We start from the raw sequence: 22,434 nt of genomic DNA on the forward strand, positions 1-22,434 counted from the left end.
CAGCACACCCAGCCTGCTCCCAAGTCTGTATCCCAACGAAAGGTTTGAAGTCCATGACCGAGCACATTCTGCCCAAGGCGGCAGTATCCAGGCGCTCCCTCCTGACGGGCGGGCTTGGCGTCACAGCCATGGTCGGCCTGTCCGCCTGTGGTTCAGGCAGCTCCAACACCCCCACCGCCGGAGCGCCCACTGGTGGTGGTTACGTCCCGGGGAGCGCACAACTGAAGGTCGAACTCGGCAAGGAGTTGACCGGTGTCCTCTATCCCGACGGCTACGTCGGGCCCAGGGCCCGCGCTGCCGAGAAGTTCGCCGACGGCCAGACCACATACAGGGTCGTCACGCGTAGCTTCGTCGGTCAGGACGTCGCCGGCGACAACACCTTCTCCAAGCATCTGGAGAACGCCACCGGTGTCAAGGTCAAGTATGAAATCGTTCCAGCGGGCGACGACGGCGCGCCCAAGTTGAACGCCATGATGTCCTCGGGTGACCTTCCCGATGCGTTCATGACGGGTGCTCCGTGGATGGGCGGCTTCACACGCTCACAGCTCTGGACCTACGGGCAGCAGGGGATGTTCATCGCCTTGGACGAACTGATCGACCAGTACGCCCCCGAGCTGGTGAACCTCTTCAGTCAGTTCCCGGAATTGCGCAAGGTCATGACCGCCCCCGACGGGAAGATGTATGCGTTCCCATCGATCAACCAGTGCTACCACTGCTCCTCGAGCGGGCAGCGCACCTGGATCCACACCCCCTCGGCCGAGGCCGTCGGCGCCACGGGGGAGAGCGCCTCCACCCTTGAGGAGTTCGAGGCCTTGCTCAGGGAGTTCAAGGCCATGGGCATGATCCCCATGAGCGGTTACATCGAGTTCCCCCCGATGTCGCTCATCGAGGCGGCATACCTCAACGTCGGCGATGATCGGCTGCGGCGCAAGGACGGCCAGATCTCGTACACCCCGATCGAGGAGGGGTGGCGCGAGGCGATGATCACGACGAACCGGCTGGTCAAGGAGGGGTTGTTGGACCCCAACGGTTTCAGCCAGACCATCGACCAGTTCAAGCGGCTGGCCATGGACCCGGCGGGCACGCGGGTGGCCGTCCTGCCCGGTCAGTCCCAGGGCGAGTTCGCCGAGATCAACTTCAGCGACCCGAACGCGAGGTTCCGCGAGTTCCAGCCGCTGAAGCCCTTCACCGGGCCCGATGGCGATGCCCACGTCGCGTGGGGCTACAATCCCGGTCACAACGTGGGTCTGGTCCTGACCAGCAAGACGCGCAACCCAGAGGAACTCATCCGTTGGGCCGACTACCAGACGGGCCTTGTCTCGACGCTCAGCATGCGTCTGGGCGAACTCGACGAGCACTGGGGCTGGGCGGTCGAGGGCGACACGGGCATTGACGACCGCCAGGCTGTCTACAAGAAGACGGGGACCCCCAGCGACGAAAACGATGCCTGGTGGGAGATGGGTCCGTACAACCTCGTGATGGACGTCCGACACGGGGAGTCCGTCGACGACAACACCTCGATCGAGCCCAACCTGTACCGCGCCGGCAAGATGTACGAGCCCTTCGCCGCACCGGAGGAGGAGTATTTCCTGGAGCCGTTCTTCACGATCGAGCAGGCCGCCCAGGTGGGCGAGTTGAAGGTGAACCTCGACAATGCGTTCAAACAGGGCCGGGCCAACCTCGCCCTCGGCAACGCAGACCCGGCCAACGACAAGGACTGGGAGAACTACGTGAACTCGCTGAAGGGTGCAGGTCTCGACCGCTATCTCGAGATCCTCAAGGCCGCGGACGACGCCACCAACGGCTGATCCGGCACGCACTCACCCTGCACCCACAGGCGCCACGCGGGCGTCTGTGGGTGCTAACACTTCCAACGCCGACCGCGTCACAAGGAGTCACCGTGTCCACCGCCACCGCCAGGCCCAACCTGCTGTTCGTGATGTCCGACGACCATGCGGCCCACGCGATCAGCGCCTACGGCAGCGCGGTGAACCAGACACCCAACATCGATCGGATTGCCCAGGAGGGTGCGCGTCTCGACAGGGTGTTCTGCACCAACTCAATCTGCACGCCGTCGAGAGCGACCATCCTCACCGGCACCTACAGCCACGTCAACGGCGCCTGCTCCATCTACTCGGAGCTGGACTACCGGGTGCCGCCGTACTCCCAGGTGCTGCGGGCTGCGGGGTACCAGACCGCGATCTTCGGGAAGTGGCACCTGGGCGTCTCGCCGCAGGCCAGACCTCGGGGGTTCGATGACTGGCGCATCTTTCCTGGTCAGGGGGCCTACGTGGACCCCGTCATGTACGGTCCGGACGGCGAGGGTGTTGTCGAGGGCTATGCCACCGACATCATCACCGACCTGAGCCTCGAGTGGCTCCAGGTCAGGAACCGGGACCGGCCCTTCTGCCTCATGGTGCACCACAAGGCTCCGCACCGCCCATGGGTGCCGCATGAGCGACACCGGGACCTCTACCCCGCCGGCTCGATCCCCGAGCCTCTGACCATGTGGGACGACCACAGCGGTCGTGCAAGCGTTGTGCAAGCGGTTCGGATGACGATCGCCGACGACCTGACCGATGCCGACATCAAGGAGACCGTTCCGGCGGAGTTGTTGGGAGCCGAGAACACACGGGAGCGGGCAGCGTGGAAGTACCAGCGCTACATGCGTGATTACCTGCAGACCGTCCAGGCCGTCGACGACGGGGTCGGCCGACTTCTCGACTGGCTCGATGCTGAAGGCTTGGCCGAGAACACCATCGTGGTCTACACCTCGGACCAAGGCTTCTTCCTCGGAGACCACGGCTGGTTCGACAAGCGCCTGATGTACGAGCAGTCCCTTGGCATGCCGCTGGTCATCAGGTGGCCCGCGGAGATCACCGCCGGAACCCGGTGCCAGGAGATGATCACCAACGTGGACTTCGCGGCCACGTTCCTGGACATGTGCGGGCTGGACCCCGACGTTGCGCTGCCCCACCAGCAGGGCCGGAGCTTCCGTGTCCTCCTTCGGGGAACGGACGTGCCCGACTGGCCATCAGCTGTCTACTACCGCTACTGGGAGCACGACGACCCGGAGCACCTCGCCCCAGCGCACTACGGCGTCCGCAGCGAGGACTTCAAGTACATCGTCTACTACAACGACGGACTGGGGACGCCCGGGTCGTCCGAGCGGGTCCTGCCGACCGAGTACGAACTGTTCGACCTCCGCAGGGATCCCGCCGAACTGCACAACGTCGTCGATGACCCGGACTACGCCGCCGTGAGGCTGGAGCTGGAGGCGGAGTTGGGCCGGCTGCAGGACAAGTACGCAGACGAGCCATACCAGGGACCGCAGACCCCGCGTCTGCACTGGAGCACCTGAGACCGGGCGGGGTCAGGAAGCACGGAGCAACACACAGCGGTAAAGCCGCTTCGAGACGCCAACGGGAGCCTCGACCTCACACTCCACCACCGTCGCCCCGGACTCCAGGGTCACGGCCAGCCAGCCGTCGGCGTCGGGCTCGACGGGGATGCCGTGGACTGCCAACCGCACCGGGTGGCCGTCGACGGGCTTGAACCTGATGCGGATCCGGGCCAGGTCGTCGGGCACCCGGACCACGACGCTGTCCGCGGGCCAGGGAAGCGGTGGCACCGACAGACCTTCCGTTTCCACCGACTCCAGCGCTGCGAGGGGGGCCTGCGGGGGCTCCAGCCGGACGAAGCCCTCGACGATCAGGTCATCGGCCGCCATGGCATGGTAGGTCAACTCCTGGTTCACGCCCTGACCAGTGGCGTTACCGCGGAACTGCACTGCTGTGCAACCGCGAACGATCGCGAGCGGGCCGGAGGGGGTGGGCTCCCCCAGCGGATCAGGCCCGTAGCGGACGATCGTGTTGCCGGTGAAACTGATCCCCGAGACGGATCTGGCGTCCAGGACGGGGATGTCGGCCGACAGGAAGACGTTGTCCCGAATCACGATGCCTGAGTGCGCCGCCTTGGACGGGTCCTCGCCGGCCGCCGTGGGCTCCACGAGGATCTCGGCCTTGGCCCTGGTCGAGGTGGCGGGCCTGACGAAGACGTTGTTCCGGATCACCAGGTCCCGCACCACACTGGACTCGTACCACTGGGAGGCGTCTGCGGAGACGTAGATGGAGGCCATCTCGACGCGCTCGAAGCGGTTGTCTTCGATGACCACGGAGCCTCGGGTGGTCACGAGCATGCCCCGGGTGGCGATGGATTGGAAGCGGTTGCGACGCACCGCCACCGCCGGGTTGTAGGTGAGGTTCTCTGCGACGACTCGGCCGGGAATGGCCGCGTCGGGAAGTGGCTCGTCGAAGGTCAGGTTGACGTTCTCCAGATCAACGGAGTGGTCCTGTCCTGAGGGGCCGTGCACGTCAATGACGGTGCCAGCCCAGGGCAGGTCCAGCATCGTGTCGCGGTCCACGAGCGCCACTGTGTCGCCGGGGTGGAACAGTGGGAACCCGCTGGTTTCGTGGTGCATGAATCTGAACGTAGCGACGGGACCGTCGACCGCCACCAGCTGGACGTAGGTGTTGTGGATGTTGATGGCGTCGTCGTGAGAGAACCCGAAGTCGTTGTCCTCTATCACGACGGTGCCTTTGTCTCCGGAGATCTGCACCAGGTCCGCGAACCCGACGGTCGTACGCCTGGACCCCGCGGGCGCGCGGAAACGCACCCCCCGCACGGTGACGGAGTCTGTCATCTGTGCGATCATCCCAAATCCGTGGAGGTAGCCGATGTCCATGTCGGCTATGACCGAGTCCTTCGCCTCCCAGAGGAGAGCGCCGGGCGTGTCGCGCATGGTGCGACGGAGCTGGAAGACCGTACCCAACGCGCTCGGGGAGCCGCCCTCGCCGTAGGTGTGGCGCAGCACACCGGGCGCGATCTCGCGCACCGAGACCAGACCGCTGCGCAGCGGGTTGGGCAAGTCCAGCATGGTGCCGCCGTGGGCCCTCCCCGTTTGCAGGTCGGTGATCTGCATGAAGTCGTAGCCGAGGTCGGGCAGCGGTACGTCCAGGGGTTCTGGGCGGTGGTAGACCCAGTGGGGCTGACCCGAGGAGCTGTCCTCGGACAGCCAGGTGACCTCCGTGCCGCAGATCTGGTAGCGGTACCCCGCGGGCACGAGCAGGTCGTGGTGGTCTGGGCCTGAGTGGATCACGGTCAGGTCGATCGCGCGGGGCGTGACCCAGTCCACTGCGAAGCCCCGGATGGAGGCGCGGCGGGTGCGGATCATCGCGAACAGTGTCTGCTGCCCGTGCATCACCAAGGTGGCGCCTTCGCCGTCAATGGTCACGTCGCACAAGTCCTCCAGCAGGACGGCGATCCGCTTGTGGCGGTGCTCTTCGCGGCTGCCGACAGTGTTGGACACGTAGAACTCCCGCACCGGGGCATGGTCCGGGTGGACGTGGTAGACGCCCGGCGGGACGACCACGCGCTTGGGGCCGGGAACGGAGCGGGCGTGTTCGAGCGCTCGTGCGAGGGCTGGCGTGAGGTCTCCCGGATCCAGCGAGAAATCCGAGACGTCGATGAGTGTCTCATCCGGGTGGCTCGCCTCATCCAAGGGACGGTTCACCTGGCTATCCGCTTCTGACGGCGTGACTGTTCTGCCGGGGCCACGGCCATCTCCCGGACGCTCGGCTGGTGCGACGTCACCACGCCGTTGACACTCACGTCCACCGGGGTGTCGCTTGCGCCGCGGTCCGCGACGACGTCGAAGTCCACCACCTTGCCGTCGCGCCAGCGGCAGTTGACCTGGTAGCCGCCTCGGGCGCGCAGGCCGGTGAAGGAGCCGGTGGCCCAGGCCTGGGGCAGGGCTGGTAGGAGATCGATGGTCCCGTCGTGGCTCTGGAGCAGCATTTCACTGATCGCCCCGGTGATGCCGCAGTTCCCGTCCAGCTGGAAGGGTGGGTGGCTGGTGAACAGGTTGTCGAGGGTGTTGAAGGTCAACAACCCTCGCAGCATGGTGCGGGCGCGTTCGGCGTCGCCGAGCCTGGCGAACAGGGCGGCGCGCCAAGGCCAGGTCCAGGAGCGGCGGCTGTCTCCGGTGACGGTGGCTGCGGTGAACGGCTCTCCGTCTATCTCGCCGGACCGGGCCTTGAGGGATACCAGCGCGGCGGTGGCGAATTCACGGTCTGCGCGAGTGATCTGCCGGCCGGGGTAGACGGCGAACAGGTGGGAGGTGTGGCGGTGGAAGTTGTGGGGATCGTCGCGGTCGTCCTGCCATTCCTGCAGTTGGCCCCAGCTCCCGACCTTGTTCGGCGCGAGGCGCTGTTGCAGACCGGCGACGATGTCCTGGTACTGGCGGTCGACGTCGAGGGCCCGGGCGCAGTCGAGATAATTCTGGAACAGGTCCCAGACGATCTGCTGGTCGTACATGACGCCGTCCTCGCGGGGCCCGTGCTCGGGGGACCAGCCGTCGGGGGAGTAGAGCAGACCGTCGTCATGCTCGACGAGGCGATCCTCCCAGAACTCGCAGATCTCCTTGACCACCGGGTAGATGGTCCCGCGCAGGAGGTCGGCGTCCTGGTTGAAGGCCCAGTGCTCGTAGAGGTGCTGGGCGTACCAAGCGCTGGCGACCTTATTCCACTCCCACGAGTTGCCGCCGAAGATTGACTGGCTGGTGCGAGTGGTCCAGCCGCGGACGTCCTCGCCAAAGGCGTTGCGGGTGGCCACTCGCGACGGCACGGCCACTTCCTTGACGAACTCCACCAACGAGCGGTGACTCTCCGGCAGGTCGGTGGTCTCCGCAGCCCAGTAGTTCATCTGGATGTTGATGTTGGTGTGGTAGTCAGCCCCCCAGATGGGCTCATTGCTGTCGTTCCAGAGCCCCTGCAGGTTCGCGGGGAGGCCATCGGCGCGGGATGCGGAGAACGTGAGATATCGGCCGTAGTCGAACAGCAGCTGCTCGAGCGACGGATCCTCCGCCCCGTCGGCGTAGCGCCGGAGCCGCGCATCGACGGGCAACGCCAGGACTGCGGGATCAGTGGCACCCCAGTCCACCGCCACTCCGTCCATCAGCGACTTCACCCGGTCCACATGGTCAGACCGCAGCCGCTCGTGACCGAGAGACTCGGCGGCCGCGACGGCCACAGCCGGGTCCGGGACGGCGCCGGTCCGCCAATCGGCGGAAGCGTCCAGCTTGTAGTCAGTGCGAGCGTCCAGCACCAGCGTCACCTGGCTGCAGCCCTCGAACCGCAAGGAGCTGCCATCCCGCGCCAGAGAACCACCGACCGGCAGGACACGCAGCTCGGCCCCGAACCGCAGGTCATTGGCCAGCACCGACGCGAACCGTAGCGCAGCCTCGGACTCGTCGACCTCGACGTCAACGCCCTCCTGAGCCGAGGTGAGGGCGACGGTGCCGGAGAGTCGTTCACCGGTGTAGTGCACGACGACGACGTCGGCGTCCCGGCTGGCGAAAGCCTCCCGGGTCACCGGGCCCGTCACGCCAGAAAAGCTCGTGGTGTGCACCCCCCGCTCCAGGTCCAGGACCCGGCGATAATCCACCACCGGGGTGAGGGTGCGGCTGTCCATGCCGTCAGCAATAAGGAACACCCCCGCGAGCGAAATCGCTTGGCCAGGGGTGAAACTCATCCGGTAGGACGAGTACGCGCGGCCCGCGTCCACGGGGAAGGTGTGGGAATCCCCGCGCCCGGCGAAGCTAGTCCCGGATTGGGTGTCAAGCGTGTCCCAGCTGAGGCCGTCCACAGTCGCTTCAAGGCTCCACCCCATGGGATCGCCGCCGGGGCGAAGCGAGGAGACCACACCGTATGCGGTGACGGCGCCCGGTCTCACCAGATCGGCCTGCCACACCACCGGCTCACCGTTCCCGGTGGCTTCCCAATCAGTCTCGCGGTCGCCGTCGGCGGTGAACTCGATGCCCGCGGAGTGCCCGCTGGGGGAGTGGAGGTAGAGGTGCTCGGGCTCCGATGACCCCAGAATGGGCTCCTCGCCGAACGAGACCACGACGTCCCCGAAGTTGAGATACGAACCGAAGCCGGTGACGCTGAGGTCGTAGCCGCTTTCGGGCTGACCGGCCAGCGCGTTGTCGTAGCCGTTCAGGCCACCCCAGAGGCTCTGCTCGTTGAACTGGATGCGATCGACGAAGGGACCGCCGAACAGCATCGCTCCGAGTCGGCCGTTGCCGATCGGCAGCGCCTGCGTCTCCCAGTCCTGCGCTGGCAGCCGGTACCACAGCGCCCTTCGCCACAGGGCCGGCTGTCCTGGGATAATTTGCTGCTCTGGGTGTGCTTCGCGCATCGGGGCGTCCTTCACGGGTTGGGTTCTCAAAGGCTCGGGCGGGGCTCTCCAGTGCGGAACTCGAGTGCCCATTGCGCCATCCTGGGCCGAAGCATGTACTCGGGGCGTACGTCTGGGCCGCAGGAGCGCGACCCGAGGCCCTGCTGCTGCACGTCCAGCCACAGATAAGTGGCCTTGGACGGCGGCAACTCGTGGGGGTGGCGGGCCTCAGCAACCTCAGGGACCGAGTGAGCCCGGAGCGTGAAGCCTGGCCGCTCCCCACCGGCCTTGAACGCGCGCATTTCGAGTCCCAGCTCCGGCAGGCGCAACTCGCGCATCCCACCCCGGTGACCGCTCTCCTGCGGAACCGCATACTGGGTGATGAGGTCCTCGATCGCTGACTCGTAGCGGCCGACGCGGGCTGCGATAGCGGAGTCGGCGTAGTTGTCGGAGGGTCCCGTGCCGAACCAGGCCGCCTGCGTGAGACCCGCTGGCAGGTCGAACCGCAGTCCGATACGCGCCCAAGTGCCTGGCCAATTCTCGGAGGGGACGGCGGTGGCGCTCATGCGGAGGCCCTCCTCGCCCAGACTCCACGTCAGTTCGACGGTAACAGCCTGACTGATGGCGGCAGGGGCGTAGCGATGGCGCACCGTGAGCAGCCCTGGGCCGGCGGTAACCGAGATGACGCGACGGTGGAGCCTGTCCAGGCCGACTTGGCGCCATTGCTCATCCCATGACGGTGCGGGCTTGCCGCCGTTCGGGTGGGTGGAGGGCTCTGCGTCGACGTAGGAGGGGAAGGCGGACAACGAGTCATTCTCGGTTGGTGCGCGGAACAGTTCCAGATGCGGTCCCGCCATCTGAACCGATCCCAACTGGATCAGGTCGCCCGAGACCGCGTCGAAACGCGCGTCGCCCAACACCCATGCACCCTCGACCAGATCGGGTGTCTCGCCCACGGCGGCGCGCCCGAGGGGAGTGGGGTTGTCCTGCAGCAATTGCTGCGTGCTGCTGACGACGTGACCGGCGACCGCCCACGGCTCGTCCCGAGCCGAAACACATTCGAAGGTGCGCCACAGTTCACCTTGGTCCGGACGAGTGAACCCAGGGAGGGGGACGGTGCGTTGTTCCCCGGCAGGGACCGGCGGCACGTCCAGCTTCCCGGAGGCTACCTCCCTGCCATCGAGCTCATCCCGCCAGCGGAACCGAAGGTCTGCCGTGTCCCCGGCGTGTCGTCTGTTGTCCACTTCCAGCCGCCCGTCCTTCACGCGGAGCTTGATGGGAGTCACCACGGCCGCGTACTCGGTCAGCATGGGTGTGGGAGTGAAGTCCGAGAGCACCATTCCGTCGCAGACGAACGATCCGTCGTGGAGTTCCTCGCCGAAGTCGCCTCCGTAGCCGTAGAACTCCTGACCATTTTGGGTGGAGGTCCGCAATCCGTGATCGCGCCACTCCCACACGAAACCGCCGTGCCATTGCGGGAGCGTGTCGAACAGCTCCTCGTAATCGGCGACAGCGCCCGCGCCGTTGCCCATGGCGTGGAGGTACTCACACAGAATCATGGGACGCTGCGCCAGCTTTGCCGTGCGGCCTGGAGTAGCAATGTCATTTTGGCCCAAGCCGGCGGACATCGCCCGCAGTTGTTCGAGCGTTGAGTACATGCGCGAGACGATGTCGCTGTAGCGGCCTTCGTAGTCTGACTCGTAATGCACCGGCCGTTCGGGATCGCGTGCTTTCAGCCAAGCAGCCATCGCAGCCAGGTTTTCTCCGCTGCCCGACTCGTTGCCGAGCGACCAGCTCACTATGCAGGGATGGTTCTTGTCCCGCTCGAACTGACGCTCGACCCTGTCGAGATAGGAGTCTCGCCACAGTGGATCGTCCGAGGGGTTGCCCACCCAGTTGTCGTAGACGAAACCATGGGTCTCGAGATCGCCTTCGTTGATGACCCAGAATCCCAGCTCGTCGGCAAGGTCGAAGAACTCGGGGTGAGGGGGGTAGTGGGAGGTGCGGATGGCATTGATGTTGGATCGCTTCATCAAGAGCATCGCTTCGCGGGTCTGCTCGCGGTCGAACACGCGCCCGTGATCCGGGTCATACTCGTGCTTGTTCACCCCCCGGAGTCGGAGCTTGCGGCCGTTCACCCGCCACTCGTGGCCGACGATCTCCACGCGGCGGAACCCGACCCTGAGGTCAAGTGTTTCGACGGCGTTCGTGACCTCTGCCCGGTACAGACGAGGCACGTCGGCGCTCCACGGCTCCACCGGCCCGACGTCGATGGGCCCCACTTCCCGGGAACTGGCGAAAGTCTGCTCCACGCCCAGCTCTTCCAACCGGACCGTGATGGGGAAGGCAGACTCGGTGGCTCGGACTTCAGGCAGGAGGCGACCCCGCTCAGCCACGGTGTCATAGTCTGCCCTCAGCCACACATCCTCGATCCCGTGCTCGGGGCGGGAGATGAGGGTGACCGCCCGGAAGATACCGGGGAGCCACCACTGGTCCTGGTTCTCCAGGTAAGTGGCGGCGGACCACTGATGCACCCGCACGTGCAGCACGTTCCTGCCGGGCCGCGCCTCGCTTGTGATGTCCAGCTCCTGCGCCAGCCGGCTTCCCCTGACCACACCCACACGGGTCCCGTTCAGGGAGGCGATCGCGACGGACTCGACACCATCGAAGCGCAGGTACAACTGATGGTCCAGCATCTCGTCGGAGAGCTCGAAGGTGACGCGGTAGTCGCCGGTGGGGTTGTCGTCCGGGACGTGGGGCGCATCCATCGGGAAGGGATACGACACGTTGGTGTAGATGGGTTGGCCCCATTCGGGGCGGCCCTGCAACACCCAGTGGGCCGGCACCTCGATGTCATCCCAGGCGGAGTCGTCAAACTCGACCGCCGCCACACCTTCTCCCGGCGCCGGTGGCCGCGGGGAGAAGCGGAACCGCCACGTTCCGCTCAGGTCAAGCTGGGGCGCGGTGGTGGCGACCCTCGCGCGCGGAGGAACCCGACGCCCGGACCCTGGACTCAACGAAATGATCTCTGACATCGCCATGACTCTCTTCTCATCACCTTGAGTGGACCGGCAGCCAGACGGGTCTGCCAGCCGCGTTGCGGGAACCGTAACCGTACCATCGGGGGAACGGCGCCGAGCAGCGGACCGACCCTCGGCGGCCTTGCTGTGCTGGCTCTGGTGAGCCGCGGCGCCCCGGGTGCCGGCAGCTTACCGAACAGCCGTCTTGCCGAACCCAGCAGCACCGCTTTCGTGACGGTCGCTCCCCTAGTAATTCGCCAGATCGGCGATTTGGGCGGCAGTGAGCGCCGGCCCGTGACCGTCTGGCCGCCGCCGTCTGCCCTCGCCACCGCGCTGCCAGGGGTGTGGACCCTCGAGCGGGCGGTGGTTGACGCCAGCGGCCTCCAGCCGTCGCAGGTGCGCGCGCAGTCGGGGTTCCAGTTCCGATGGCTCCACAGGTCCGCTCCAAGCCACCTCTGCAAGGACGCAGGTCCGGGGGAAGGCCATGTACTCCACCTCGGCGGGCGTGGTCATGAACTCCGTCCACACCTGGCCCTGGATCCCGAGCAGGTTCGGCAGGTGCTCATCGGCCACCCCGGCCACGGGGTCGAAGGAGGCCACGTCCTGCCAGCTGGACGGGGCCGGCTGGGCGAACGGTTCGTCGGGTGAGTCGGACTGGTAGTAGTCGAAGTAGTAGGGGACGTTCGACGCCATCACCACCTGGTGTCCGGCCGCCAGCGCCCGTCGGCCGGGTTCCCGACCGTGCCAAGACATGACGACCGCTTCCGGCATGTCGCCGTGGTCGACGATCTCATCCCAGCCAACAGTAGTGCGGCCACGCTGCGCCAGCCAGTCGCGCAGGTGCTCGGTGAACCAGGGCTGCAGCCCCTCCACCCCGGCAAGACCACGTTCCCGCACCAGGCGGGCAGCGTCGTCGCTGCGCTCCCACTGCGCCGTGGGGCACTCGTCGCCACCGATGTGGATCCAGGGCGAGTCGAAGACGTCCAGCAACTCGGTGAAGACGTCCTCCACCATCGCCATCGTCTCGTCGCTGAGGTGCAGCACCTCCTCGAACACCCCGGGCCCTGTCGGCACCTCGGCGCCCTCGGCGCCCTCACCGAACTCCGGGTATGCCGCCAGCAATGCCCTGGTGTGGCCCGGCACGTCGATCTCCGGAACGATCGTAACCCCGCGCCGCTTCGCGTACGCGTTCAGCGCCCGTAGCTGGTCCTGGGTGTAGAAGCCACCGTGCGGGGTGCCGTCACCGGGGCTGCCGGGGACGAACACCGTCTCGGCCCGGGTGGCACCCACCGTGGTCAACCTCGGGTACTTGCGGACCTCGAACCGCCACCCTTGGTCTTCGTTCAGGTGGAGGTGGAAGCGGTTGAGCTTGTGCATCGCGAGCAGGTCAACGAACCGGTACAGAAAGGGCAGCGGCATGAAGTGCCGGGCCACGTCCAGATGCATCCCCCGCCAACCGAACTTGGGATCATCCACGATCCGCACGTGCGGCACCGCCAATTCCCCACCAGGCAGGGGGGCGAGACCGTGGGCCCAGTCCGGCATCAGTTGCCGCAGGGTCCCAAGTGCCGCGACGAGGCCGTCCCGGTCCGCGGCGTCTACGGTGATGCCGTCACTGCCGCAAACCAGCGTGTAGCTCGACGGCACACCCTCGGCCTCGCTGAGCCTGAGCAGCGCCCCCTCCTCAGCCGGCACCAGCCACAACCCAGTCCCGCCGGCCAGCAGATCGGCTGCGGTCTCAACCCAGTCGCCGGGGCCCGAGACCGTCAGCCGAGCCGGGAGAACGAGAGCGCCCTCACCGAACTCGACACTGCGTGGTTGCGGGACCAGTAGTGGTCGGGTCAGGGCTGCGTCGTGGTTCGTTGCTGTGGCGTGAGGCACCGATGCTCCTGCGGCTTGTGGGGGCGTCGCAAACGCCGCTGGCTTACGTGTGACCTTACAACCCCGGGGGGCAGTGTCAAGGCGGCGATGAGCCTCGCTGGTGGCGGTGCCACCCCACATGCTCGGGAACTCGCTGGGCGCCTTGGACAGAGGCATTAGGGCCACACTCCGTGGCCGATGATGCCCAGTCGGAATATGGCCCAGATCTCAGCGCCAGCCGACCAGTCAGGATTCGAAGTAGCGCCAGCTGGCGGCGCGCTACAGCGGACCCTGGGCCCCAGACGTGCGGAGTAATCCTCCCACGCCGCGCTGCTGCGCGGCGGCCAGCCTTGCTCCGCGAAACCGGAGTCGGAGTAGCCGCATCATGTTCAGGTCCGCCTCATCCTGGATGGTCTCGCACCAGACCGCCGCTTCAACCCCGATGACACCGTCGAAGTCGACCTCGGGCACTGCATCTGGAAACTCCCAGCTCACGGTGTCCGCGGCGGGCGCGGGTGACTTCGAAGGCTAGCCGAATACCTTGGGGAGGAAGGGGCAAGTGGTGTCCATCCGCGGGTCGAGGTAACCGAACGCCATGGGGCCCTGTGCTGGGGGCAGGTCCGGTGAGCGTAGCTGCGGCACCTCCGCACACCGTGCACATCGCCGTCTCGAGCGCCCCAGCTTGCACTACTTCGGGTCATGCTCGCCTCGCACTTGATGATTGAGGAAGTACGCCACCAGATCCTCCGGAAGCTGCGGGAGATCCCGGGGCGTGGAGCCGTCTCGGATGGACTCGGTCGCCTGGATGGCGGTGGCCGCGGCGTACCAAGCACCCAGGGGGGACGTGTCAGTGGGTCGTCCTGTGCGGACGAACTCAAGGAACTCGGTCATTGTGAGCATGTCGGCGTCGTGGTGGCCGTGGGCATCGCCGCTGATGGGATAGCGGGCGTCACCGTCCGGGTTGTATTGCGAGCGGCGGTTCCACAAGGTGATGTGGCCACCTTCCCCGTCGCCGAAGTTCTCGATGCGGCCCTCGGTGCCAATGACGGTGTAGTTGCGCCAGTAATCCGGTGTGTAGTGGCACTGCTGATACGACACGTACGCGCCGGAGGCCATCTTGGCGGAGAACATGGAGAGGTCCTCGACGTCGACCACGGGGTTGAGCCCCTTCTGCGTCAGCGGCGGCCAGTTGTCCACGTTGTACCATTCCCACATCAGCTTGCCGCTGCGGTCCTGTCGATCCGTGATGTCGCCGTAGACGGTCAACCCACCCATCCCCACGACGCGGGTGGCGTGCGAATCCGCCAGCCAGTTCATCACGTCGATGTCGTGCGCTGCCTTCTGCAGCAGCAGCCCGTTGCTATAGCGACGGTCCGCATGCCAGTCCTTGAAGTAGTAGTCGCCGCCTTCGCCCACGAAGTGCCGGCACCAGATGGCCTTGACCGCGCCGATCTCCCCACGTCGGATGATGTCACGCATGGTGCGCACGACGCTCATGTGCCTCATGTTGTGGCCGACGTAGAGACGGGTGCCCGTGTCGTAGGCCGTCTGTAAGATGCGCGTGGCGCCGTCGAGTTCAATGGCCATCGGCTTTTCCAGATACACGGGGATCCCTGCGTCGAGAAGTCGGCACGTGATCTCGGCGTGGGTGTCATCTGGGGAGGTCACCACGGCCGCATCCAAGCCGACGGCGATGAAGGCGTCGAGGTTGTCGGTGATCACAACGCCCGCAGGGTCGATACGAGTCCAGCCGCGAAGGCGGGCCTCGGTCTCGGGACGCGGGTCACATGCCGCGACCACCTGCGCATCGTTGTGCGGCAGTTCAGCGTGGGCGAGGATGGTGGAGCGGGCGCCCACACCCACCACGCCGACCCTGAGTGTTGCAGGGGAGGGCGCTGCGTCTTCGGCAACCGTGCCGACGCCGGTGGGCTCTGTGGTCATGATTGGTTCGATCTCCTTCGGGTTCGCTGGGTGGAACGCCCCTGATGCCGATCAGCCTAGTTTGGGCTCGTGCCAAATGCGAATGTCCAGAGAGACTCACATGTGGTTCTTGGGTAGCAGCTGACTCTTCGGTGGCTGAATGATGCCGCGCACCTCCCGCGGGGGGCACGACGTCGCAGCCCAGACGAGCCGATCAGTCGGGCCGACGCGCGGATCGCTGCGGATCGTGAAGCGTCTGGGATTCATGCCGCTGCTTATCTGGGCTGGCCCTCGGTGAGGGGTGAACCGCCCCGGGTGGAGGGTCTGATTCCACGGAAGGATGACGACCATGCCAGCACCGAGGAAGTATCCGCAGGAGTTGCGGGACCGCTCGATCCGTCTGGTTCTTGAGGCGCTGAGGGAGGACCAGGCGCTGTCGGTGAACCAGGCGGTGATCCGGATCGGGCAGCGTGTCGGGGTGAACCCGGACACGCTGCGCGGCTGGGTGAAGCAGTCGCGTATCGACGCGGGCGATGTACCGGGGACCACTACCGGTGACGCGGCCAGTCAGAGCGTTGGAGCAGGAGGTGCGTGAGTTGAAGAGCGCCAACGAGATTCTGCTCGCGGCCTCGTCTTATGTGGGTGATCGCTGTCAAGCGGTGGCTTGATCGAGGCCTTCGAGGAGGTTGGTGTAGATCTCGGCGCGGCGGGTTTGGCCTTTGGCGCAGGCGTCGTCTCGTTGGGCGATGAGGGTGGGCCGGTGCTGCTGGGTGGTGAAGAACATGGGGCAGGTTTCGCAGATCGTTTCGTAGCGGCAATCGAGCTCGACGGGCCGGCGGCAGTAGCCGTTGCCCAAGAGTCGTTTGTTGACCTCCGCATGCAGGGCGGTCATGGCTGGCCCGGCGGCCTCGGCGGGCAGGACGGGGATGGCGGGCTCAGCATCTTGGTAGAGGGCTTCGATCTTGCTGGTGACTTGGAAGTACTGGTCGGCGACGGTGCGGTCACCGATGCGGGCGTAGACCATCGTCATCGACAAGTCGGCGTGGCCCAGTAGCGCGGCGATCGCTTCGAGGCTCATGCCGCGGTTGATGGCTTGGGTGGCAAGGGTGTGGCGCAGTTGGTGGGGGTGGACGTGGCCGATGCCCGCGGCAGTGGCGGCTTTCTGGACGGCTTTGTCGACGCGGGTTGGTGGAATGGGTCGTCCGCGTTCGAGCAGGAGCAGGTCGCTGGCCTGCCAGGACGGGCGGTGGGCGATCCAGGCGTCGATGAGGGTTTTGAGGGCCGGGTCGAGGGGGATGTAGCGGTCGGTGTGGAGTTTCCCGACCGGGGTGCGAAGCCAGTAGCCGGTGCCGATCTGGACGACGGCGTTGATGCGTAGTCCGAGTAGTTCGCCGCGTCGCATGCCGGTGTGGGCCAGGATCTGGATCATCAACCGGTCGAGTTCGTCGGGTAGCTGTGCGGCGGCGGTCATGAACGCGGCAGCACGGGCATCGTCGAGGAACTTGGGCAGTGGCTTGTCCAAGCGTGGACGGTCTTCGCGGAAGACCAGAGCGCCGGTGGGCAGGTCGGGATAGCTCCATTCGGTGATACGGGTGAAGAAGGTATGCAGGTGACCCATCCGCATGCCCAACGTGGTCTTTGACAACCCGGTCTGGCCGCGGTAGCCGGGTCGTTGATCAAGCCAGGAGCGGTAGTCCTCGATGTGGCAGCGCTGCAGGTCGGCGATGCGATTGACCTCGGGGTGGTGGGCGATGAGGTATCCGGCGAATTGCCGCAGGGTGGTCTCGAACAGTGTCACTGATGAGGGCCGTAGTGAGGCGTGGCATTGCTGCAGGTAGCGGCGCATCGTGGCAGCCATCACCGGAACATGGGTGGTGATCTGTTCCCAGTCGACCTCGGCGGCGCTGCGCGTCGCCCATGGCCGGCGGACAGCCGGTTGCGGTGCTTGCCCGCGGTGGAACATCACCGCATCCAGCCCGAACAGTGGCGTCGACAACCATCGGGGCGGCGCGCTCGCTCGGGAGGCCATCACGGCATCGAAGTAGCTGGTGCGCGCCTGCTGGTAGGTCTGTGTGGTCAGGGCATCAGGGCTGGTGCCGGCGATCACGCAGATGCGCGCCAGATGGGACCACATGCGTCGGCTTTGTGCCGTGGTGAAGCCCAGCTCGAGGGCTTGGGTGGTGAATCTGTCGCGCTGCTCGGGATAGGCGTCAGCGATGTAGATGCCCCAGTGGCAGCATGACTGGGAGACGAAGTCCGGGATGACCGGCAGGCTGCTGGCGATGGCGGCGTGAGCAGCGAACGACATCACCTCGGTGCGGACCTGGCGGCGTTGCTCGACGCTGGCGTGGTTCCAGCCGTCGAGATCACCGAACAGCCGACCGAAGCGCTGTGCCGCCAAGCGACGGCCCTTCGCCGACGCTGAGCTGGAAGCAGCCGCAATGTAGGAGGCCGTCACCTCCTCAAGAGCCGGACTGGTGCTGGTAGGGGCAACAGCGGTCATGGACGGGGCCCTTCCTCGATGGGTGGGTAGACGTCGCTCAACACCTGCATGGCGTCGCGGTACTGGTCAGCGAGCCAGTCGTTGGACAAGTGGAGGTAGATGCGGGTGGTCTCCAGGTTGGCGTGGCCGGCCTGGGCCTGAATCGCCTCCAAGGCCATGCCCGCCTCCCTCAGCCGGGTGAAGCATGTGTGACGCAGTTCGTGGCAGGTCGCGTGTCGCAACCCCGCGCGACCTCGGGCCCCAGCAAGGACTTCGTCCAGCCCTGCTGCGCTCAACGGCATGCCGCGGCGGGGTCCCTTCAACACCACGAACACCAACCCGGTGTCACACTCCTGGGGACGCTCGGTGGTCAGGTAGGCGGCCAGGTGGGTGAAGAACGCGTCGACGACCGGGACGATACGTTCGTGGCCGCCCTTGCCCTGGTGGACGAAGACCCGTCCATCGCCCAGCTGGATGTCGGCCAGACGCAGGCCCAGCACCTCACAGCGTCGCAGTCCGGCGTGCAGCATCAGCGTGACCATCGCCCGGTCCCGCTCGGTGCGCAACGCGCCCATCAACGCGACCGCCTCGCCCGGCGACAGCACCTGCGGCAGCCGTTTTGGAGCACGGACCAGCGGCGAGCCCCGCAACGACCGCGACCGGGGCGTCATCGACCGAGGAACCGGCTGCCGCTCACACACACCGCGGGCCAGCAGGTAGTCGAACAGCGAGGTGACCGTGGCCAGGCGGCGTTTGATCGTGGACGCCGCCAGGCCCTGCTCGCCGTCGACCAACCGGACCACGTTGCCGCCATGGCGAGGTTCACGCTGCTGCTCGATGAAAGCCAACACATCCGCCGTGCCCACCCCAACCGGTGGCTTGCCCACCACCGTGAAGAAGACCTTCAAGTCGAAGGCCTGCGCCAACACCGAATTGGGTCGCAGACGCGCCGCGGTGAACCTCAGATACTCGTCCACCCACTGCTCACCCAACCTGGGTGGCTGCCCCTCCACGAAGACCAGCTGTGGCACGAACCCATCCATCACTGGCCCCCAGCCACTCGAAGACACCACCATCGTCACCGCCGCATCGACGGCCTGCTTCATCGGGGTCCAGATCACCTACATATCAAGCCTTTCTTTGCGCGGGAGCTCGACCCGCGACTGCCGTGGTGATCAGTTTCATCGCCGATCACAAGCTGAGGTTCGGGGTCGAGCCGATCTGCCGGGTGCTCACTGGGCATGGCTGCAAGATCGCCCCTTCTACCTACTACGCGGCCAGAGACCGGATGCCGTCGAAGCGGGCACGCTCCGATGAGACGGTGTGGGAGCGTATCGAGGTGCTACAGGCCGACCGGTCCAAGGGCCGAGGGGTGGCCGGCTACCGCAAGATGTGGCATCTGCTGAAACGAGAGGGCCTCCAGGTGGCGCGGTGCACGGTGTCGCGGCTGATGCGCGAGCACGGAATGCAGGGCGCCCGCAAGGGACGGCGATTCGCCACCACCCACCCCGATCATGCCTCCGCGCGGCCACCGGATCTCGTGCACCGCGACTTCTCCGCCCCGGCACCCAACCGGTTGTGGATCGTCGATTGGGTCCGCTGAAGGTTTGGTTGACCTCCGGGTTTATGCCGCCAGTGTAGCGGCTGGGTTCATGATGAGTTCGAACTCGATGGGGGTGAGTTTCCCGAGTCGGCGTTGACGGCGTTTGCGGTGGTACTTGCCCTCGATCCAGGACACGATGGCCAGGCGCAGTTCCTCTCGTGTGCCCCAGGATCGACGGTCGAGGACGTTCTTCTGCAGTAGCGCGAAGAACGACTCCATCGCGGCGTTGTCACCGCATTAACCGGCTAATCAGGGCTGATTCTGGTGGGGATGGGCGCTGGCAGGTTATCCGGCGTTCGGGCGTGTCGCGGCGGTGTCGATGAGGTTGTTGAGCCGGGTGATGAGTTTGAGGTGGCGTTCGGTTTCGCTGTCCCATCCGCGGTGTTGCGCGTCGTCGGCCAGGGCGGCGGCGGTGTCGCGTTGCCGGGTCAGGGCGGGGATGTCTTGGATCGTGGTGTGGAAGCTCGGGCAGTGCTCGCAGATGTTGGCGTAGGTGCAGGCCTGTTGTGCGGGGGCGCGGAGGCAGTACCCGCTCGCGAGGGCGGTTTTGATCGTCGGGCCGGTCATCCATGTTGCGGCGGGCTCGGCGGTGCGGTGTTGGCGGGTTGGGGTAGTGCGCCGATGCGGTTCTTGGCCAGGTCGAGGGCGCGTTCGTATTCGGCGCGGATGGTGGTGTCGAAGAGGTGGCCGTAGCGCAGGCTCATCTCGGCGGAGACGTGTCCCAGGATCGACATCAGTGCTTGTAGGGAAACCCCGGCGTTGACCAATGCAGTGGCGTAGGTGTGACGGAGCTGATGGGGGGTGACATGCCCGATCCCTGCCGAGGTCGCCGCGCGCCGCAGCTCATGGCGCAGGACGTTGGCGGATAGACGGCGGCCGTGGGCGGTGAACAAGAATTGTGCGGGTTGCCCGGTGCGTGGGTGCGGGATCGCCCGGCCAGGGCTACGCAGCGCGATGATTCTGTCGATGATCTCGAGTGCTTCGTCGTCGATTGGGACCATGCGTTCGGTGTCGAGTTTTCCCAGCGGGACCTTGAGCCAGGATCCGGCGTGGGGGGTGTCGATGACGGCATCAAGTTCGAGGTCGAGGAGTTCTCCGATGCGGAGCCCGCAAGCGCGTTGCAGCAGGAGAGCATCAGCGGCCAACCGGTTTTCGGAGGCGGTGAGTTCTTCGGTGAGGCGACGGTCGGTGTCTGGGGGCAGGAACCTGGGCAGTGGCTGAGGCAACCGGGGGTTGTCGGAGGAGTAGAACAGTTTCCGGGTCGGGGCTTCGGGCCATTCCCACTCGGTGATGTCCGCCAGAAAGTTGGCCGCGGCCAAGATCCGGCGGGCCTGGTCAGCGACGGTGACCAACGCCCCGGTAGTGGAGTTGAGGGTGTGAGGCAGGGACACCAGCCAAGGTTCGATGTGATCGCAGCGCGTCAATTCCGACGGGATCAGTTCAGGATCGATGGCGGTGATGAAGGTGGCGAAGTGCTTCAGTCGGGTGGCCAGGCAGGAGACTGTCTTGGGTTTGCAGGTCACAGTTTTGCGTTGCAGGTATCGCACCAGGATCGAATGCATCGGCTCCGGAATGCCCTCGAGGCGACGGGTAAAGGGCCAAGGTTGCTGGCAGGGCTCGGGCAGGGCGGGCAGAATTCCCATGTGGAACAGCACCGTTTTCGTTGCTGTCGCCGCGGCGCGGTAGTGCTTCCAAGTCCTGCCCGTGGCGTGTTGACGCCGGACGCCAGCGGCGGTGAGGGCGTCGAAGTCGGCATAGGTGGTCTGTGACAGCGGCCTGCCGGTGGCAAACAACACCCGAGCCATGACTTGGGAGGCCATCGCGGAGGCAACGCGCTCGCTGTAGCCGCAACCGCGGGCGGCTTCGATGAACGCCTCAAGGTCTGCCCCGATGGCGGTGTCTTCGACGTCGCGCCAGAGCGAGGAGAACTTCCGGTTCACCATGTAGTCCCAGCCCGGGTGCAACCGTCCGGTGACCAGCAGGAACGTGATGAATGGACGGGTAGCGCAACCTGCGGAGAGTTGGACCTGAAGTGCCTCGTCGGCCCAGTTCTGGGGCTGGGGCCAGCGACGCATGAACACTCTGGCTGCTTGGGTGAAGGAGACATTGCCCCGACCGGTTCGGTGTTGGTGGGTGAGGTAGGCGGCCACCACCTGCTTGGGGGTTTCGGAGGGGTCAGGGACGGTTGAGGCGTTGACGGGTGCGAGCGGCATCGTATTGGGCCTTCACGTGAGTCGGTGCGAGGTGGATGTAGCGGGCGGTGGTGTCGACGTGGGCGTGCCCCAGCAGGGCCTGCATGACTGCCAGGTCAACCCCGGCCTCCGCCAAGGCGGTGCCGAAGGTGTGACGCAAAGCATGTGGGGCGCCGGCAACGATCCCGGTGATGCTGCGGTGGTAACGGAAGATGCTGCGCAACCCAGCTGCCGTCAGTGGTTGCCCGCGGGTGGGGCCCTTCGCGCTGAGGAACAACACAGGTGATGAGGATTCGGGCCGGTCTGTCAGGAGGTAGGAGGCGATCATCGCGGCCAGGTCCTCGTCAAGGGGGACGCGACGGTCTTTGCCGCCCTTGCCGTGGACACTCAACCACCGGCCGCCGATATCGACGTCGGTGACCGCCAGGGCCAGGACCTCGCAGGAACGAAGCCCGCAGTAGAGCATCAACCCCGCAATGGACAGGTCCCGGCTGCAACGCAGCGACCCCAACAGCGTGGCGGTCTCCTCAACGCTCAACGCCCGAGGCAGGCGTCTGGGGGTGCGCAGCCGTAGCCGGGATCGTGGTGCCGGGCGTCGGCGGGTATGGGCCAGCATGCCGGTGCGTTCCCCGGCGGCGAACCATGAAGACGGTTTGCCCTTCGGGATCGGCGAACGTGAGCCGGGATTCCGCATCGCCAAGAACTCGAACATCCCGGCGACCGCAGCCAGCCGCAGGTTCACCGACGCCGGCGAGAGCCTGTCAGTGGGTCGCCCATCAAGGTCGACCACGTTTGGCCCAGGCCGTCCCGGGATCCTCTCCTGGCGACACGCAGCCAAGAAGCCAAGCACGTCCTCTGTGACGACATCATCAACCCTCAGCCGGGTGTGGTGGAGCCAACGGTGGAACGCCAACAGCCCGTAGCCGTAGGTGCGTACCGTCCGCGGTGAATAGTTCCGATCCGCGAGATACCCCAAGTACGCATTGGCTTGCGCCACCAAGCAGGGGTCGCTGTCACACCTGAGTCGCCACCACGGGCCCTCGCGTTCAAGAAGGAGAACATCGTTGTCGTCCATACCTCATGCCTACGCCAAACCGCCCACGAAATCCAGCATGCCTGACC

General features: G+C 66.1%; 13 protein-coding genes, 3 pseudogenes and 1 other annotated feature. Of the genes and pseudogenes, 4 read left to right on the forward strand and 12 right to left on the reverse strand.

The window, feature by feature from the left end; translation table 11 throughout:
* Positions 1-53: 53 nt before the first annotated feature.
* Positions 54-1,808 (forward strand): extracellular solute-binding protein, encoded by a 1,755-nt coding sequence (locus tag BW733_RS07950; RefSeq protein ID WP_161490177.1) that lies wholly within the window; start codon positions 54-56, stop codon positions 1,806-1,808.
* A 92-nt stretch (positions 1,809-1,900) separates the two neighbouring features.
* Positions 1,901-3,361, forward strand: coding sequence for a sulfatase family protein (locus BW733_RS07955; RefSeq protein WP_077349464.1), 1,461 nt, complete (start codon positions 1,901-1,903; stop codon positions 3,359-3,361).
* Between the two features lie 12 nt (positions 3,362-3,373).
* Here BW733_RS07955 and BW733_RS07960 read toward each other — a convergent pair whose 3' ends face one another.
* The 5 genes and pseudogenes from BW733_RS07960 to BW733_RS07985 all read right to left on the reverse strand — a co-directional run.
* Complete coding sequence (locus tag BW733_RS07960; protein WP_077349466.1) at positions 3,374-5,572, reverse strand: alpha-1,3-galactosidase-related protein; 2,199 nt, start codon at positions 5,570-5,572, stop codon at positions 3,374-3,376.
* Positions 5,569-8,256, reverse strand: coding sequence for a glycosyl hydrolase family 95 catalytic domain-containing protein (locus tag BW733_RS07965; RefSeq protein WP_077349468.1), 2,688 nt, complete (start codon positions 8,254-8,256; stop codon positions 5,569-5,571). The genes BW733_RS07960 and BW733_RS07965 overlap by 4 nt, the downstream gene beginning before the upstream one ends.
* 26 nt (positions 8,257-8,282) lie before the next feature.
* Positions 8,283-11,126 (reverse strand): glycoside hydrolase family 2 TIM barrel-domain containing protein, encoded by a 2,844-nt coding sequence (locus BW733_RS07970; RefSeq protein ID WP_237268342.1) that lies wholly within the window; start codon positions 11,124-11,126, stop codon positions 8,283-8,285.
* 375 nt (positions 11,127-11,501) lie between these two features.
* Complete coding sequence (locus tag BW733_RS07975) at positions 11,502-13,292, reverse strand: beta-N-acetylhexosaminidase (RefSeq protein WP_077349472.1); 1,791 nt, start codon at positions 13,290-13,292, stop codon at positions 11,502-11,504.
* A gap of 510 nt (positions 13,293-13,802) precedes the next feature.
* Positions 13,803-14,993: pseudogene (locus tag BW733_RS07985) on the reverse strand (Gfo/Idh/MocA family protein); the annotation flags it as partial.
* A 391-nt stretch (positions 14,994-15,384) separates the two neighbouring features.
* On the opposite strand from BW733_RS07985, the gene BW733_RS07990 reads away from it, so the two are divergent.
* Positions 15,385-15,630 carry a helix-turn-helix domain-containing protein gene (locus BW733_RS07990; protein WP_077349478.1) on the forward strand — a complete coding sequence of 82 codons (246 nt, stop codon included), beginning with the start codon at positions 15,385-15,387 and terminating at the stop codon, positions 15,628-15,630.
* A gap of 57 nt (positions 15,631-15,687) precedes the next feature.
* Here the strand turns inward: BW733_RS07990 and BW733_RS07995 are convergent, their stop codons facing one another.
* Together BW733_RS07995 and BW733_RS08000 are read right to left on the reverse strand one after the other, a co-directional pair.
* Entirely contained in the window at positions 15,688-17,538 is a 1,851-nt protein-coding gene (locus BW733_RS07995; RefSeq protein WP_077349480.1) for a tyrosine-type recombinase/integrase, read from the reverse strand.
* Positions 17,535-18,623, reverse strand: coding sequence for a tyrosine-type recombinase/integrase (locus BW733_RS08000; protein ID WP_202970311.1), 1,089 nt, complete (start codon positions 18,621-18,623; stop codon positions 17,535-17,537). The genes BW733_RS07995 and BW733_RS08000 overlap by 4 nt, the downstream gene beginning before the upstream one ends.
* A 25-nt stretch (positions 18,624-18,648) precedes the next feature.
* Positions 18,649-18,778: a sequence feature (AL1L pseudoknot), on the forward strand.
* Here BW733_RS08000 and BW733_RS08005 point away from each other — a divergent pair.
* Positions 18,689-19,120 (forward strand): IS3 family transposase, encoded by a 432-nt coding sequence (locus BW733_RS08005; protein WP_152024623.1) that lies wholly within the window; start codon positions 18,689-18,691, stop codon positions 19,118-19,120. (Overlaps the previous feature by 90 nt.)
* Positions 19,121-19,141: 21 nt before the next feature.
* Here BW733_RS08005 and BW733_RS08010 read toward each other — a convergent pair.
* The 5 genes and pseudogenes from BW733_RS08010 to BW733_RS20085 form a co-directional block, all read right to left on the reverse strand.
* Positions 19,142-19,357: pseudogene (locus tag BW733_RS08010) on the reverse strand (IS3 family transposase); the annotation flags it as partial.
* Between the two features lie 48 nt (positions 19,358-19,405).
* Positions 19,406-19,687 carry a hypothetical protein gene (locus tag BW733_RS18910; RefSeq protein WP_202970312.1) on the reverse strand — a complete coding sequence of 94 codons (282 nt, stop codon included), beginning with the start codon at positions 19,685-19,687 and terminating at the stop codon, positions 19,406-19,408.
* Positions 19,684-21,273 carry a tyrosine-type recombinase/integrase gene (locus BW733_RS08015; protein ID WP_202970313.1) on the reverse strand — a complete coding sequence of 530 codons (1,590 nt, stop codon included), beginning with the start codon at positions 21,271-21,273 and terminating at the stop codon, positions 19,684-19,686. Before BW733_RS08015 ends, BW733_RS18910 begins: the two co-directional genes overlap by 4 nt.
* 22 nt (positions 21,274-21,295) lie before the next feature.
* A complete protein-coding gene (locus tag BW733_RS08020; RefSeq protein ID WP_237268343.1) occupies positions 21,296-22,054 on the reverse strand; it encodes a tyrosine-type recombinase/integrase in 759 nt (252 codons plus the stop codon).
* Positions 22,055-22,060: 6 nt separating this feature from the next.
* Positions 22,061-22,387: pseudogene (locus BW733_RS20085) on the reverse strand (site-specific integrase); the annotation flags it as partial.
* Positions 22,388-22,434 lie beyond the last annotated feature (47 nt).

Origin of the sequence: Tessaracoccus flavescens (genome assembly GCF_001998865.1) — a bacterium.
GTDB classification, from domain to species: domain Bacteria; phylum Actinomycetota; class Actinomycetes; order Propionibacteriales; family Propionibacteriaceae; genus Arachnia; species Arachnia flavescens.

Coding starts and splice junctions, on each gene's coding strand:
- BW733_RS08000 (WP_202970311.1), bottom strand. CDS start 18,623: ATGAAGCAGGCCGTCGATGCGGCGGTGACGATGGTGGTGTCTTCGAGT.
- BW733_RS07995 (WP_077349480.1), bottom strand. CDS start 17,538: ATGACCGCTGTTGCCCCTACCAGCACCAGTCCGGCTCTTGAGGAGGTG.
- BW733_RS18910 (WP_202970312.1), bottom strand. CDS start 19,687: ATGACCGGCCCGACGATCAAAACCGCCCTCGCGAGCGGGTACTGCCTC.
- BW733_RS07990 (WP_077349478.1), top strand. CDS start 15,385: ATGCCAGCACCGAGGAAGTATCCGCAGGAGTTGCGGGACCGCTCGATC.
- BW733_RS07975 (WP_077349472.1), bottom strand. CDS start 13,292: ATGCCTCTGTCCAAGGCGCCCAGCGAGTTCCCGAGCATGTGGGGTGGC.
- BW733_RS07950 (WP_161490177.1), top strand. CDS start 54: ATGACCGAGCACATTCTGCCCAAGGCGGCAGTATCCAGGCGCTCCCTC.
- BW733_RS07965 (WP_077349468.1), bottom strand. CDS start 8,256: ATGCGCGAAGCACACCCAGAGCAGCAAATTATCCCAGGACAGCCGGCC.